This window comes from Saxibacter everestensis (assembly GCF_025787225.1).
GTDB lineage: Bacteria > Actinomycetota > Actinomycetes > Actinomycetales > Brevibacteriaceae > Saxibacter > Saxibacter everestensis.
Window position 1 is genome coordinate 1,396,533 of the sequence record NZ_CP090958.1, and the last position, 15,560, is coordinate 1,412,092.

Genomic DNA, 15,560 nt, shown 5'->3' on the forward strand with positions numbered 1-15,560 from the left:
GAGGCGGATGGGTCGTCCAGGCGGTCGCGTCATCGTTAGGCGAGAGCCGTACGGTGCCGAGGAACGTCCGGGCTCCGCAGAGCAGGGTGGTGGGTAACGCCCACCCGGGGTAACCCGCGGGAACAGTGCCACAGAAAACAGACCGCCGCCGGATACGCCATCGGCCGTTCGGCGGTAAGGGTGAAACGGTGGTGTAAGAGACCACCAGCGAATCAGGTGACTGATTCGGCTAGGTAAACCCCGCCCGGAGCAAGGTCAGACAGACAGCGTTTGAGGGCTGCTCGCCCGAGTTGTTGGGTGGACTGCTGGAAAGTGCCGGTAACGGCGCTTCGAGATAGATGACCGCCACCCATGTCGGGCAACCGCACATGGGCACAGAACCCGGCGTACCGGGCGACCCATCCGTCCGCGCCGGATCATTACCGTCCGTGCGGTTACTTCTTGGCCTTGTTCTTGCTGGCCTTTCTCTCGCTGGCCTTTGCGGCGAGTACCGCCGCGCCGACAATCCCGGCGCCGTTGAAGAGGCCTGCGGGCACGATTTCGGTTTTCAAATCCAGCAGAGGCAGAAATTCCTGGTGCGATTTCGAAATGCCGCCGCCGACGATGAACAGGTCGGGGGAGAGCAGGAACTCCAAATGGGAATAGTAGCTCTGCAGCCGCTCGGCCCAGGCGGCCCAGCTCAGGTCCTCCCGGACCTTCGCGGACTCCGCGGCCCTGGTCTCGGCATCGTGTCCATGGATCTCAAGGTGGCCCAGCTCGGCATTTGGCAGGAGCTTTCCGTCCAGGAATATCGCCACACCGATTCCGGTGCCAAGGGTCGTCATAATGACTACGCCTTTTCGTGGCTTATTGCTTGGCTTTTTGCTATTGCGTTTCGTTCCCGCGCCGAAATGCATTTCCGCAACACCAGCCGCGTCGGCATCGTTAATCACAAACGCCGTGTGCCCGGTCTTCTGTTTAACGGCCTTGCCGATGTCGACGCCGATCCAGTCGTCGCCAAGATTCGCCGCTGAATACGCCACGTTCCGCTTCATGATGCCGGGAAAGGTCAGTCCGAGTGGCGCGGTCTCGAGTTCCCCCGCGTCGGCCACCCCGGTCTCGACAGCGGTGCTGAGTACCTGTTCGACAACCTGGCCGATCACCGTGACGACATCGTCAGGATGAGCGGGACGCGGGGTCGGGATACGGATCCGCTTGAAGGCCAACTGGCCCAGCTCGAGGTCGACCACACACCCCTTGATGCCGGTGCCGCCGACATCGATGCCGATAGCGAGACGCGACTGCTGCGTCGTTTTACTCATATCGCTCCTTTAGGGGCAGGGTTCCTTCAGGGCAGGTTGCTTTAGGCAGAGTTCCTTAAGGCAAAGCTTCTTAGGGCAGGGTGAGGACTTCTGCGCCGGTTTCGGTCACAACGAGCGTGTGCTCGAACTGCGCCGTCCGTTTGCGGTCTTTCGTCACGACTGTCCAGTCGTCCGGCCACATATCCCATTCATGAGTGCCTAGGGTAAGCATCGGTTCGATCGTGAATGTCATGCCCACGGCCATCACATCGGAGTGAGCGGGTGCGGAATCGTAGTGCGGGATTACGAGGCCGGAGTGGAAAGCGGGACCGACGCCGTGCCCGGTGAAGTCGCGCACGACACCGTAGCCGAAGCGGCGCGCATAGGACTCGATCACCCTGCCGATAATGTTCACCTCGCGGCCGGGGCGTACGGCCTTGATGCCGCGGTTAAGTGCTTCCTGCGTGCGCTCGACAAGCATCCGCGATTCCTGGTCGACATCACCGACGAGAAATGTGTAGTTGGTGTCGCCGTGCACGCCGTTGATGAAAGCCGTGATGTCGATATTGATGATGTCGCCATCTTCGAGCACGGTGGTATCCGGAATGCCGTGGCAAATGCACTCATTGATGCTCGAACACAGGGATTTCGGAAACTTCCGGTAACCGAGCGTCGATGGATACGCCTTATGGTCGAGCAGGAACTCGTGACCGACCCGGTCGAGTTCGTCGGTGGTCACGCCGGGTTTGATCGCCTCGCCGACCGCCGCGATGGCCTGAGCGGCGATCTTTCCGGCGATTCGCATCTTCTCGATCGTTTCCGGCGTTTGGATGTCCCCACCGGAGTAGGTGGGTGGGCTGGGCTTTCCCACGTAATCCGGCCGTGGGATGTCCGCGGGTACTTGTCGTGTGGGGGAGATGGTTCCCGGGGTGAGCTTGCCCAGTGGGGCAGTAGTCAATGAGGCCATAATGCCGACAGTCTATCGATTGACGTACGGATCGTTCTCCCACGGTGGATACTATTCTCCCGCGGTGGATACCGGCGATCGCGGTCGAATGGGTACCCTGAAGACATTATGTCGACATCAACCCGTGGCCCGCTTGATCTGGAAGCCTTTGACGGCGTCGTCCAGCAGAAGAGCGCTCCCGAACAGATCAGCGATCACATTCTGTCCGCGATCGCGGTCGGCGCCCTTCCTGCGGGTACCAGACTGCCGGCCGAACGTGAGCTGGCAGACGCGCTCAGCGTGAGCAGGTCGAGCGTGCGGATTGCCCTGGACCGGCTGAGCGAGCTGAACGTGGTCACCAGGCAACGCGGCAAGTCGGGCGGAACCTTCGTCAACGACATCGAGCTCACCTCACACGATTTCAGCAAAGCAGTCACCGACCTGGCGCCGTTCTGGCAGGAGCGGGAGTCGCTGCTCGATGCACGCGCCTTGATCCAGCAGCAGATCGGGCGCACAGCAGCTGTGCGACGCTCCGAGTCCGATCTGGCGAGCATTCGGAACGCGCTGGGGGCTTATGAGCAGGCAGACGAGGCCGCCACGGCGCGCGCCGCAGACCGGATATTTCACAACAGGCTCGCCGAGGGCGCGCACAATGTGCACCTGCTGACGATGGCGACCGACCTCGACCGGGCGATCAATCTCGGCTTTCGGCATGACCCCTATTCGACGCAGCTGCATCAGCAGGCCGTCGAACAGCACGCCGCCATCGTTGCCGCGATCGAATTGCGCGACGAGGATGAGGCTGGCCGGCTCGCCGATCGGCACTTCCGGTCAACCACGATGGAACCCCTCCGCAGCGGGAATTAGCTGGCTCGAACGCGTCTCGGTGTGAGGGGCGTGGGGTGGTGTGAGTACCGCGGGCTGGTGTGAGTACCGCGGGCTGGTGTGGTGCCGTGCTCGGTTCACGCACTGGGCCTGGTTGATGCTGCGGCCAGCGCTGGCGTAGCACGCGACGCCCGTTGATGCGCTGCGGCCAGGCGTTGGCGTGGCACACTACGCCTGGTTGACGGACTGCGCCCGTTAATGAGCTGGGCCGCCCGACGTCGGTTCACTGTGCCCCCGGCGTAACGTGCTCGGCCCGAGAGTAGCGTTCTCAGTCGCGAAACGGGCTACTCGAACGCAGGTGGCGTGCTTGGGAACGAAACGGTCCGCAATATCGAGGAGGTCGGCATCTTTGAGCGTCCGCTGCGAGGATAGGGGACCGTTTCGGGTCGGGCTGGTGATCGGATTCCGGCCTCGTGCTCGGGCCTGGGCTGGCGTGTTCGGGGCTGGGTTGGTGGGTTCGGGCCGCGCTGGGCTGGCGGTTTCGGGGGTGGGCTGGCGTGTTTGGGTCGCGCAACGGTCCGCAATGTCGACGAGTTCGGCGCCCGTGTGTGCGGTTCGCGGGAGATAGTGGACCGTTCTGTGTGCGGTTACTTGTCATCGCTCCCATTGTTGGCTAGCGGGTCCTCCGACCGTGCGACAGGGTTCGAGGCGACTGTCAGTGTCGCAGCACACGATTATGAATAGAACAACAAGTAGACAAAACGACGGTCTCATGCTGATGAAGATATTAGCTGGGTTTTGAGGCACTGTCAGTGCTGAAGGATACGTTTGAAGTAGAAGTAAGGGACCGTGTTTCTACGGGCTGGCTTCGATGGCGGGAAGGGGGTGAGGGCAGTGACGGCTGGGCAGGCGGCGGCTGGGCAGGCGGCGGGCGGGTCGCCGTTTGCTGTCCTCGCGCGGGCGTTGGCCGATGAGGTGTCGCTGTCGTCTGCCGCGGTGATCGGGTCTTGGGATCGGGGTACTCGGCGGGACGCGCTGCGGGTGCTCGGGGAAATGGCTGGGTTGTTGGAGTCGGTGCAGGCGCGGCTGATCGCGGCCGAGGAGCGCTCCGGTGACTGGCAGGGCGACGGGGAGCGGTCTATCGAGTCGTGGCTGGGGAAACAGACGAAGTCCGGGTACGGAAAAGCGAAGGCAGATCTGGCGGTGTCTCGTGCTTTGGCGGAGCTTCCGGCGTTGGGGGAGGCGTTGGAGTCCGGTGAGGTGAGTGGGGAGCATGTCCGGGTGGTGTCCCGGCAGTTCGAGCACGCCTCTGCCCCGCAACGCGCCGCACTGACTAGCCCGCAGGGCCAAGCAGAACTGCTGCGAGGCGCGAAGGGTGCGGATGCCGGGGTGTTTGGTAAAGCGTTGAAACACCGGATGGCTGCGGTGGACGCGGCGAAGCTGCAGCGGGGTCAGGATGCGGTGCGTGAGCGTCGGTATGCGCGGGTGTTCAAGCGGTGTGGCGGGGTGGTGTTGGAGGCGTTGCTGGATCCGGTCGCGGGGGAGAAACTCGCGGTCGCGTTGAATGCGGCGTCGCCGCGGCCGGGGGCCGGCGATGGGCGGTCGCCGGATCAGTTGCGGGCGGATGCCTTGGAGACTCTGGCGTCGGCGTTGTTGAATCTTGGGGAGTTTAAGCCGGGTGGGCAGGTCCGCCCGCATGTGATGGTCACCCTGACCCAGGGCCAGTGGGCCGCGTGGCAGCACTGGAAACACCGGCAGAAACACCAGCAGGAGCAACGCGCGGCTGGCGGCAGTTCTCCGGCAGGAGACACGCCAGCAGGTAATTCGACAGTTCCCGGTGGCCCGGGAGTCGGGGGTTCCGCGTTCATGCGCGGGACGACCGGCCCGACCGATGCCGACAACGACGCTGCGGCGGCTGGCAGCTTGGCAGTTTCCGGTGGCCAGGCAGCGGATGGTGCTGCAGCGGCGGGCGCCGATGGCGGTATCTTAGCCGGGGCTGGTGGGGTGCCGGTGCTGGGGGATGGGGTTCCGGTGCCGCCGGTGGAGTTGGATGTTCTACTGTGTGATTCGGTGGTGATGCGTGCTGTGCTGGATGCGGAGAATCAGCCGGTGAGTCTTGGCCGGGATTCTCGGACGTTTGCCGGTTCGCTGCGTAAGGCCCTGCATTTGAGGGATGGTGGGTGTGCCTGGCCGGCGTGTGGGATGCCGGCCCAGTTCACCGACGGGCACCACATCAACGAGTGGGCGGCCGGTCAGGGTTCGACGAGTGTGGATAACGGGCTGCTGCTGTGTTCCTTTCACCATCACCTGCTCCACGCGACCAGGGCGGTGATCACCCCGATCCCGGGTGGCTTCCGTTTCACTAGCGCCGATGGTGTGCTGATCGGCGAACACCAGTTTCGACACCATGCCAGTCGGCAACAGCCCCGACAACCAAGACCAAGACCCAGAGCCGGACCCGGACTCGGACTCGGACCCGGACTCGACGATGATCGAGCCGGCGGCAGTAGTGATTCCTGCGAAGATGGGCGTGCCGGTAGCAGTGGTATACATGACGGGCGCGCGGGAAGCCGCGATACCGGAGAAGTACCCGCTGGCGACGGGCGTTTCGACAGCAGGAGCGCCGGCGACGGGTGTGTCGGTAGCAGTACCGGCAGTACCGGTGATGGCAGAGCAGACAGCACTGCTACGGGCGATTTACGTGCCGGCGACCGGCGAGCATGCCAGAGCGGTAAACGTATCGGACGTACCCATCGCCGGAGCGAGGGCCCAGCCCCACCAGCCGAACTGTCGGGGGAACGAGGCAGCTGAACTGCCACTGGAATGAGCCACCGGTCGGACACGCAGCAGCCTGACGGTACCGACACGGTTAAGGACTGCAAGAAACCTGTCCTGATCCTCAGGACCTTACGTTCTGCCGGTGGTCGGCCGCGAGTCAGCCTGCGGATCCTCCACAGAATGCGATGCGGCCGTTGCAACTCCCTGAAGTTCTGGGTGTTGCAACGACCGCAAGAAGCCGTCGGACGTACGAGCTGCCAGATCCCCGGCCCAGCTAGACCACCAGACGGAGGCCCAGCTAAACCATCAGACTCGGGATCAGCTTAGAGCGCGAGTGCCTGCTCGGGCGTTACCGCAGGGATGCCGTGTGCGTCGGCAACCGACTTGTAGGTCAGCGACCCGGCGTGCGTGTGCAGGCCCTGGCGGAGTGCCGGATCGGCCGCAAGCGCAGCCTGCAGACCGCGATCGGCGAGCGCGGCAACGTAGGGCAGCGTGACGTTCGTCAGCGCATAGGTTGAGGTGTTCGGCACGGCGCCTGGCATGTTCGCCACACAGTAGAAAGTCGAGTTGTGCACCGTGTAGGTCGGATCCTGGTGGGTGGTCGGACGGGAATCCTCAAAGCAACCACCCTGGTCGATAGCGATGTCCACCAGCACGCTGCCCGGCTTCATCCGGCTCACCAGCTCGTTCGTGACCAGCTTCGGCGCCTTGGCACCCGGAATCAGCACCGAGCCAATAACCAGATCGGCATCCACAACTGCCTTGTCCACCTCGAGCGTGTTCGAGGCCACTGTCTGCAGCTGTCCTTGGAAGACATCCTCGAGGTAGCGCAGTCGATCAACGTTGATGTCGAGGATCTTGACCTCGGCACCGAGACCAAGGGCGATCTTGGCAGCGTTGGTTCCGGCCACACCGGCACCAAGCACGACGACCTTCGCCCGGTGCACGCCCGGGACGCCGCCGAGCAGCACGCCGCGGCCACCGGCCGGAGCCAACAGCGAGGCGGCACCGACCTGAGCGGAAAGCCGGCCGGCGACCTCGCTCATCGGAGCCAGCAGCGGCAGCCGGCGATCAGCGGTCTGCACCGTCTCGTAAGCAATCGACGTCGTGCGGCTCTTCAGCAGTTCGTCGGTCAGAGGCCGGTCGGCCGCAAGGTGAAGGTAGGTGAACAGAATCTGGTCTTCGCGCAGCCGGTGGTATTCCTTGGCCACAGGCTCCTTGACCTTAAGCAGCATGTCGGCGCTTTCCCACACCTGGTCGGCATTGGGAAGGATCTTTGCGCCAGCGGCGGCGTACTCCTCGTCCGAAATATGCGAGCCGGATCCCGCATTCGTTTCGATGACCACGCTGTGTCCGCGGCTGGTCAGCTCGTGCACACCTGCAGCGGTGATGGCGACGCGAAATTCGTTGTTCTTGACTTCGCGTGGGACGCCGATTATCACAATATTTCTCCTTGTAACGAGTGGCAGACCGTGCTCGCCCTTGATGCACAGCCTGAATACAAGATGACACTAGGGCCTTAAAGGTCTGAACGCAATACCTTATGAGTCGCTCGCGTCGGCGTGACCAAGGCGCGTCGCGGGCATTGTCGGGCTCGTCGCCGGTATCGGCCGAGCCCATGCTTGACGGAGACTGCTGTGATGTGGATTGCTGAGACGGTAGGAGCATTTGGCAATCGATGACGAAAGACGAGGATCCGACGATGAGTGATTCACAGCGGCTTCCGGGCGACGAGCAGTACTGGTACAACACGAAGACCCGCGAGGTGGAAAAGGGCCATAAGAGCAGCTGGACCCACCTGATGGGCCCCTACGCAACCGAGGCGGAAGCAGCGAGCGCGCTGGCAAAGGCCGAGGCCCGGAACGATGCCTGGCAGGCGGAGGACGACAAGTGGAAATAGCCCGGACGGGTACAGTGTGATTGGGCCGGAAATGCCCGTGAACCAATACGACAAAGGGGAACGATGGATCGGCAGCAAGAGTATGTTCTTCGCACTGTGGAAGAACGAAACGTGCGGTTTATCCGGCTGTGGTTCACGGATGTGCAGGGCCAGCTGAAGTCAGTGGCGATTGCCCCAGCCGAACTCGAGGGAGCATTCTCTGAGGGCATCGGCTTCGACGGTTCGGCGATGGAAGGCTTCGCCCGGGTCTATGAATCCGACATGGTGCTGCGCCCGGACCCCTCCACTTTTCAGTTGCTGCCATGGCGTGGTGAGGTTGAAAGCACCGCTCGGATGTTCTGTGACGTGCACACCACCGATGGCGCTCCAGCCGCGGGTGATCCGCGGAACGTGCTCAAACGAGCCATGGATAAAGCCGGCGAAATGGGTTTTACCTTCTACATCCACCCCGAAATCGAGTTCTACCTCTTCAAATCTTCTCAGCTTGAGGGCGGTGAACCCATCCCGGTCGATCACGCCGGTTACTTCGACCACGTCCCAGGCGGCACGGCGAACGACTTCCGTCGCGCGGCGGTGAACATGCTGGAATCGATGGGCATCTCCGTCGAGTTCTCCCACCATGAGGCAGGTCCCGGCCAGAACGAAATCGATCTGCGCTACGCCGATGCGTTGACCATGGCCGACAACGTGATGACGTTCAAGGCCGTGATCAAGGAGGTGGCGCTGGCCCAAGGCGTCTACGCCTCCTTCATGCCGAAGCCGCTTGCGCAGCACGCGGGCTCGGGCATGCACACTCACATGTCGCTGTTCGAGGGCGAGAACAACGCCTTCTTCGAGGCCGGAGCGCAGTACCAGCTGTCGAAAACCGCCCGGCACTTCATTGCTGGCGTGCTGCGACACACGCCGGAACTGGCGGCTGTCACCAACCAGTTCGTGAACTCGTACAAGCGGATCTGGTCTGGCTACGAGGCGCCGAGCTATGTCTGCTGGGGACACAACAACCGCTCGGCGCTGATCCGGGTCCCGCAGTACAACTCGGGCAAGAGCAGTTCGTCCCGGATCGAGTATCGAGCCATCGACTCCGCCGCCAACCCCTACCTCGCCTATTCCGTCCTGCTCCAGGCCGGGCTCGCAGGCATCGAGCAGGAGATGGAGCTGCCGCTGGGCGCCGAGGACGACGTCGCCTCGCTGACCCGCGCCGAACGAAAAATCCTTGGCATCGGTTCGATGCCGACCAGCCTGCACCACGCGCTGGAGATCATGGAATCTTCCGATCTCGTCGCCGAGGCACTTGGCGAGCAGGTATTCGACTTCTTCCTGCGGAACAAGCATCAGGAATGGGACGATTACCGGTCACACGTCACCCCCTTCGAGCTACAGATGCACTTTGGCACGCTCTGAGGCCACCCTCTACTCGCGGCTGATCCGGGCGGGTTTCGACGACGCCGGGCGGGCAGAGCGGTTCCTCGCGGATCTGGACGGACATGCCGAGCTATTGCCGGACGGTGATGAATCACCCGAGCTGCTCAAGTTGCTCGCCGCGGCCGCGAATCCGGATGGCGCGCTGCTCGGACTGCTCAACTTCGTCGAGACCCTTGAGCGCACGCCGGAAGCGGCAACGGGTTTTGCGGATTCCTGGCGCTCCGAGCCCCAGCTCAGCAGCCGGCTGATCAGCATTTTCGGCGCTTCTGCCGCGATGGCGGACCACCTGATGCGTCATCCGGCCAGTTGGCGGGAATTGTCGTCCGCCAAGGAACATGTCTTCCTCGGGACAGCGGACAGTGAAACAGCCGCAATTCGCCACCGCCTTGTCTCGGCGACCGGAGCCGACCCTGCGGCCTTGCAGCCGACGGCCACCCTGGCGCCCGACGAGGCACAGTCCGCCATGCGGGCCGAATACCGGACCTTGCTCATGCGGCTCGCGGCCGACGACCTGTCAGCGCCCGATCCATCGATCATTGTTCCTGACGTTGCGAGGGTGCTCGCCGACCTTGCCGGCGCGGCACTGGACGCCGGACTTGCCATTGCTCGGGCGGACGTCGGCGACGCGGCCGCAGACGTCACCCTCGCGGTGATCGGGATGGGCAAGTGCGGAGGGCGCGAACTGAACTACGTCAGCGACGTCGACGTGATCTTCGTTGCCGAGGCAGCGCGTCCGGATGTCGATCCGCACCTGGTGTCGGAGGTCGGTGCCAAACTGGCGTCGAAGCTTTCATCTGTCTGCGCCGAACCCGCCGCGGAACCGGCGCTCTGGGTCGTGGATGCAGCACTGCGCCCGGAGGGAAAGAAGGGCGCGCTGGTCAAAACGCTCGACGAGCACCTGCACTATTACGACACCTGGGCCGACAACTGGGAGTTTCAGGCCCTGCTGAAAGCCCGGCCGATCGCGGGTGACCGTGAGCTTGGCACCGCATACTATGACGCTATCAATCCGCTGGTCTGGCAGGCGAGCTCCCGCAAGGGATTCGTCGAATCGGTGCAGAAGATGCGACTGCGGGTCACCGACAACATTCCGGACCGCGAACTGCCCCAGCAGCTGAAGCTCGGGCCAGGCGGACTGCGCGACGTTGAATTCAGCGCGCAGCTGCTGCAAATGGTGCACGGCCGGGTCGACGACCAGCTTCGGGTCGCCAACACCTGGCAGGCGCTCGAGCGTCTGAGCTCGGGCGGCTACATCGGGCGAGACGACACCGCAGAACTCGATGTCGCCTACCGATTCCTTCGGGTGGTGGAACACCGGCTGCAACTGAGCAAGCTTCAACGCACCCACCTGGTCCCGAAGGACGAGGACGCGCTGCGCCGGCTGGCACGTGCCGTCTATCCCGACGGCTCCGGTGAGCGCACCGGCGAGCAGCTTGAAAAGCAGCGCAAGGCGCATGGCCGCAGTGTCCGGGCCCTGCACGAGCAGATCTTCTACCGGCCAGTTCTGGCGATGGCGGCGAAGCTCACCGGCGAGGAGGCGAAACTCAGCTTCGAGGGTGCCAGGGACCGACTCTTCGCATTTGGTTACCGTGATCCGGAAGGTGCGATCCGGCACCTGACCGCGCTGACCTCAGGGTTGAGCCGGCGAGCGGCCATCCAGCGCCACCTGCTTCCGGTGCTGCTGGACTGGCTGAGCCAGGGGGTGGATCCGGACGCCGGGCTGTTGGCGTTCCGCAAGCTCAGCGACGGACTCGGCACCAGCCACTGGTACCTGAAAATGCTCCGGGACTCCGGGGTCGCGGCGCAGCGGATGACCAGAATCCTCAGCGTCTCGCGGTTCGTCACCGATCTGCTCGAGACCCGCCCCACCGCGGTCGCCTGGCTCGACGACGACGCAGCGCTGCAGGCACGAACCCGCGAGGGGCTGGACACCGAAATCGGCGGCTCATGGGAGCGCCATCGCGCGACAAAGGACTCGATCACCATGATCCGGTCGATCTCAACGCGTGAGGTGCTGCGGATCGCCATCCGGGACGTGCTGCGACTTGCCGACCCGACCGAGATCGCCCGCGAACTGTCGCTCGTCGCGGAACTCTCGATCGAACACGCCTTGCGCGCGGTCCGGGATGACGTCGAGGACCGCTATCGGGACAAGGGCACCCCGCTCCCGGACTACCGGTTCGCGATAGTCGCAATGGGCAGCCTCGGTGGCCGGGAAATCGGCTACACCTCCGACGCAGACGTGCTGTTCGTCTACGACGTCGACGAGACCGAACCGGGCGCCGACCTGGTCGGCAAGGCAGTCGCCGCCATCGGGTCTGAATTGACCTCGGCACTGAAGGAACCCCGGGAGGAACGCGGCATCGTCCTGGACGCGGGGCTCCGCCCCGAAGGCAAGCAGGGAATCCTGGTCCGGACCCTTACCTCATATGCCCGGTACTACGAGCAATGGTCGGAGCCCTGGGAAGCTCAGGCACTGCTGCGCGCCCGGCCGATCGCAGGCGATGAGTCCCTGGGCGCCGAGTACATCAACCTTATCGATCCATTGCGTTACCCCGAGACGATGAGTGAGGGCGCGGTAATGCAGATGCGCCGTCTGAAGGCGCGGATGGAATCCGAGCGGCTGCCGCGCGGCGCAGACCCGAACCGGCACCTGAAACTTGGCCGCGGCGGACTGAGCGATGTCGAATGGGTTGCCCAACTGCTGCAGATGCGGAACGCGCACACGGTGGTATCGATGCGCCGGACCGAAACGCTGGCGACGCTGAACGCCGCCGTCGAGCACGATCTGCTGGATCCGGCGGATCGGGACGTGCTCTCCGCGGCCTGGATATTTGCCAGTCGGGTGCGCAACGCCGCCGTCCTGTGGCGGGGACGGGTGGCGCAGTCACTGCCGACCGATCGGCTGGATCTGGAAGCCGTAGCCAGGCTGCTTGGCTACCCGGCCGACAGCGCGGTGCGACTGGAGGACGATTACCTCAGATCCACCAGGCAGGCGCGCCGGGTGGTCGAACGGATCTTCTTTTAAACGAGCTTAGGAAACTTCGATGAATGGTCGGATAGTGGACCTCAACGCCGACATGGGCGAAAGCTTCGGTCGCTGGCAGCTTGGCGACGATGCCGCACTGCTCAGGATTGTCTCCAGTGCGAATGTCGCCTGCGGTTTCCACGCCGGCGATCCCTCCGTTCTGCTCTCGACCTGCCGGTCCGCGGCGGCGAACGGCGTGGTGATCGGGGCGCAGGTAGGGTATCGCGATCTGGCCGGCTTCGGGCGCCGATTCATGGATGTGGACCCCGATGAACTCACGGCGGATGTGCTCTATCAGCTGTCGGCCCTCGACGGTCTTGCCCGGGTTGCCGGGAGTAAGGTGCGCTACCTGAAACCACACGGCGCCCTGTACAACGCGGTGGTCACGCATGAATCGCAGGCAGCGGCCATCGTCACGGCAATCACGAAATACGATGCGTCTCTGCCCGTGCTCGGCCTGCCGGATTCGGCATTGCTGCGGATCGCGGCCGAGCAGGGACTACGCACGGTCGCCGAGGCGTTCGCCGACCGCGCCTACACGGCGGAGGGAACGCTGGTGTCAAGGCGCGAGCCGGAATCGGTGCTCTTCGATCCACATGCCGTGGCCGAACGGGTGCTGCGGATCGTCACGGCGGGCGAGGTGGTGGCGATCACCGGGGAGACAGTCAGCGTCCGCCCGGACTCGATCTGTCTGCATTCCGACACCGCCGATGCCGCGCTGATCGCCGCCGCCGTCAGGTCACGACTGGACGACAGCGACATCCGGGTCCGGTCGTTCGTATGACCGCGAGCCGGCGGATCTTGCGCTACGGCGAGCACGGAATTCTGGTTGAGCTCGATGACCTGAACAGCGCGCTGGGCTATTACGCAGCGTTGGATGCGTCTGCCCTTCCCGGTATCCGCCAGCTGGTATCCGGCGCGCGTACGGTTCTGATCGACTACGACCCAGTCGTGGTGAGCGCCGGGTCGCTGAAAAAGCAACTGGAAGAGCTCGAATCCGCTGAACCGGACGCTGCCCAAGCCAGCGAGATCCTCATCCCGGTGACATACGCCGGCGCCGATCTGGATGAAGTTGCCCGGCACCATGGCATCAGCACGCAAGCCGTGGTCCGCGCGCACACCGAGGCGAACTGGACTGTCGCATTCACCGGTTTCGCGCCGGGCTTCGGCTACCTGGTCGCCGAGGACTGGAAGCTCGCCATGCCCAGACGCGAGACCCCGCGCACGGTCGTGCCGATCGGCTCGGTGGCACTGGCGGGCGAGTTCAGTGCCGTCTATCCGCAGGATTCGCCCGGCGGCTGGCAACTGATCGGCAGCACCGCGGTGCAGATGTTCTCGCCTGAGGCGGAGCCGCCCGCACTGCTGGTGCCCGGCGCCCGGGTGCGGTTCACGATTGCGCAGGCTGGCTGATGCCGGCTCTGACAGTGCTCGCTCCGGGCACCCTGATGACCACTCAGGACGCCGGCCGAAGCGGCTATGCGCGCTATGGCGTCGGACCATCCGGCCCCGCCGACCGCAGAAGCGCCGCATTGGCGAACCGGCTGGTCGGCAATCCGGGGGACGCCACCCAGCTTGAGGCGACCTTCGGCGGCTTTCGGCTTCGGGCAAATGTCACCCTGACGATCGCCGTCACCGGAGCGCTGGTCGAACTGACAGTGCTCCGGGGACAGAGACGGGTCGGCGCGGCCACCCACAGCGTTCTCACCCTTCGCCCGGGGGATGAACTGCGCGCCGGAACGCCGTCCGCCGGACTCCGGAACTACATCGCGGTTCGCGGCGGGCTGCGGTCCGAACCGGTGCTTGGGAGCTCGAGTACCGACACATTGTCCGGCCTTGGGCCGCGCGCCGTCACTGCCGGCCAGGACTTCGAGCTGGCCGGTTCGTTCGCCGGCTGGCCGGTTGTGGATCTGGCGCACTGGCCGGCTCAGCTCGGCCGGGGCACCGCCGACCTGCTGCTGTCGGTAATCCTGGGACCGCGCGACGACTGGTTCCTCGCCGAGTCGATCCGGTTGTTGTTCTCCCAGCGCTGGACCGTGACAACGCAGTCCAACCGGGTCGCGATCCGGCTGGATGGCAAAGAGCCGCTGACGCGTACGATAGCGATGGAACTTCCGAGCGAGGGCGTGCTGGCCGGAGCGATCCAGGTACCGGCCGACGGGAAGCCGATCGCGTTCCTGGCAGATCATCCGGTAACCGGCGGCTATCCCGTCATCGGTGTGCTTGATTCCGGTTCGCTCGCAGACGCCGCGCAATTGCGTCCGGGGGAGCACTTGAGATTCGAACAGAAAGTTGTGACCTGGTGAGATTCGGCATCGTCATCCTGCCGCAGGACCGGTGGGCAGACGCGGCAAAGAAGTGGCAACGGGCCGAAAGCCTCGGGTTCGACCACGCCTGGACCTACGATCACCTCTCCTGGCGGTCGCTGGCCGGTGAGCCGTGGCATGCCACCGTGCCGACCCTGACGGCGGCAGCGATGGTTACGTCCACCATTTCGCTGGGCACCTGGGTGGCCTCACCGAACTTCCGTCATCCGGTGACCTTCGCCAAGGAGCTCGCCACTCTCGACGATATCGCGCAAGGCAGGATCACACTCGGTGTTGGTTCGGGTGGAACCGGTTTCGACGCTCATGTGCTCGGCCAGCCCGATCTGTCCCCACGAGAGCGCCACGAGCGATTCACCGAGTTCGTCGAAGGGCTCGACGTCCTGCTGCGCCACGAAGGCGTGGGCGGCCCGATCAGCTTCGAGGGCCAGTGGTTCACCGCTCGCGAGGCCCGAATGGTCGGCGAACCGGTGCAGCGGCCAAGACTCCCGTTTCTGATTGCGGCCAACGGGCCGAAGGGCCTCCGTCTTGTCGCCCGGCACGGCCAGGGCTGGGTCACCACCGGCAGATCGGCCGAGTCACTCGAGGGCTGGTGGGATGGCGTCGCGGAGCTTCGGCGGCGGCTTGACGACACCCTGGACGCCGCAGGACGCGACCCCGGCACGATCAGACGCTGCCTGAGCCTCGACGCGGCCCCGCGATACTCGCTGGACAGCATCGAAGCATTCCGTGACGCCTACGGCAGGGCGGATGAGCTCGGTTTCAGCGATATCGTCAGTCACTGGCCGCGAGCGGAGGGGATCTACGCGGGTGACGAGCGGATCCTCGACGACATTGCCGCCGATCTGGCCGATAGGCACAGGCAGAAAAGTGAATTGGAATAATCTGCGATCCAGCGGGGTTGAGTCTTTTGTGCTGAACGTGCATCTCGAACTTTTCCCTGCGGACCCGTTGCTGGTCCGCCGGTTGCACGTCGACCTCGCACGCGTCGCCAGCGCGAATTAGCGCCCGCTTCGCCCCGCCCCGCGCGCACCTGTACCGCGGCGGCCTCACATCATCC

13 protein-coding genes and 1 other RNA gene are annotated in these 15,560 nt (G+C 64.4%); 11 read left to right on the forward strand and 3 right to left on the reverse strand.

The features are described from left to right. Positions 1-8: 8 nt before the first annotated feature. Positions 9-405, forward strand: an RNA gene (gene rnpB, locus LWF01_RS06775) — RNase P RNA component class A. Between the two features lie 29 nt (positions 406-434). Here the strand turns inward: rnpB and ppgK are convergent. Both ppgK and map read right to left on the reverse strand, forming a co-directional pair. Then, positions 435-1,301 (reverse strand): polyphosphate--glucose phosphotransferase, encoded by an 867-nt coding sequence (gene ppgK, locus LWF01_RS06780; RefSeq protein ID WP_349640275.1) that lies wholly within the window; start codon positions 1,299-1,301, stop codon positions 435-437. 70 nt (positions 1,302-1,371) lie between these two features. Beyond that, positions 1,372-2,247 (reverse strand): type I methionyl aminopeptidase, encoded by an 876-nt coding sequence (map, locus tag LWF01_RS06785; protein WP_349640276.1) that lies wholly within the window; start codon positions 2,245-2,247, stop codon positions 1,372-1,374. Positions 2,248-2,355: 108 nt separating this feature from the next. On the opposite strand from map, the gene LWF01_RS06790 reads away from it, so the two are divergent. Together LWF01_RS06790 and LWF01_RS06795 are read left to right on the forward strand one after the other, a co-directional pair. Then, positions 2,356-3,093: a FadR/GntR family transcriptional regulator gene (locus LWF01_RS06790; protein ID WP_349640277.1), complete on the forward strand. Its 738-nt coding sequence runs from the start codon at positions 2,356-2,358 to the stop codon at positions 3,091-3,093. An 852-nt stretch (positions 3,094-3,945) separates the two neighbouring features. Further along, a complete protein-coding gene (locus LWF01_RS06795; protein ID WP_349640278.1) occupies positions 3,946-5,862 on the forward strand; it encodes a DUF222 domain-containing protein in 1,917 nt (638 codons plus the stop codon). 290 nt (positions 5,863-6,152) lie between these two features. On the opposite strand, the gene ald is transcribed toward LWF01_RS06795, so the two are convergent. Then, positions 6,153-7,271, reverse strand: coding sequence for an alanine dehydrogenase (gene ald / locus LWF01_RS06800; protein ID WP_349640279.1), 1,119 nt, complete (start codon positions 7,269-7,271; stop codon positions 6,153-6,155). A 260-nt stretch (positions 7,272-7,531) separates the two neighbouring features. Here ald and LWF01_RS06805 point away from each other — a divergent pair, with 260 nt between their 5' ends. The 8 genes from LWF01_RS06805 (at position 7,532) to LWF01_RS19255 (ending at position 15,505) form a co-directional block, all read left to right on the forward strand. Then, a complete protein-coding gene (locus tag LWF01_RS06805; RefSeq protein WP_349640280.1) occupies positions 7,532-7,729 on the forward strand; it encodes an SPOR domain-containing protein in 198 nt (65 codons plus the stop codon). A gap of 63 nt (positions 7,730-7,792) precedes the next feature. Next, positions 7,793-9,130: a type I glutamate--ammonia ligase gene (gene glnA / locus LWF01_RS06810; RefSeq protein ID WP_349640281.1), complete on the forward strand. Its 1,338-nt coding sequence runs from the start codon at positions 7,793-7,795 to the stop codon at positions 9,128-9,130. Continuing rightward, a complete protein-coding gene (locus LWF01_RS06815; RefSeq protein ID WP_349640282.1) occupies positions 9,117-12,179 on the forward strand; it encodes a bifunctional [glutamine synthetase] adenylyltransferase/[glutamine synthetase]-adenylyl-L-tyrosine phosphorylase in 3,063 nt (1,020 codons plus the stop codon). The genes glnA and LWF01_RS06815 overlap by 14 nt, the downstream gene beginning before the upstream one ends. Before the next feature lie 19 nt (positions 12,180-12,198). Beyond that, complete coding sequence (locus LWF01_RS06820) at positions 12,199-12,963, forward strand: LamB/YcsF family protein (RefSeq protein WP_349640283.1); 765 nt, start codon at positions 12,199-12,201, stop codon at positions 12,961-12,963. Further along, entirely contained in the window at positions 12,960-13,589 is a 630-nt protein-coding gene (locus tag LWF01_RS06825) for a 5-oxoprolinase subunit B family protein (protein ID WP_349640284.1), read from the forward strand. Before LWF01_RS06820 ends, LWF01_RS06825 begins: the two co-directional genes overlap by 4 nt. Beyond that, positions 13,589-14,482, forward strand: a complete 894-nt coding sequence (locus LWF01_RS06830) for a 5-oxoprolinase subunit C family protein (RefSeq protein WP_349640285.1) — start codon at positions 13,589-13,591, stop codon at positions 14,480-14,482. The genes LWF01_RS06825 and LWF01_RS06830 overlap by 1 nt, the downstream gene beginning before the upstream one ends. Next, the gene (locus LWF01_RS06835) at positions 14,479-15,384 is read left to right on the forward strand and encodes an LLM class flavin-dependent oxidoreductase (protein WP_349640286.1); all 906 of its coding nucleotides are present in this window, start codon (positions 14,479-14,481) and stop codon (positions 15,382-15,384) included. Before LWF01_RS06830 ends, LWF01_RS06835 begins: the two co-directional genes overlap by 4 nt. Before the next feature lie 37 nt (positions 15,385-15,421). Beyond that, positions 15,422-15,505 (forward strand): putative leader peptide, encoded by an 84-nt coding sequence (locus LWF01_RS19255; protein ID WP_432762015.1) that lies wholly within the window; start codon positions 15,422-15,424, stop codon positions 15,503-15,505. Positions 15,506-15,560: the final 55 nt, after the last annotated feature.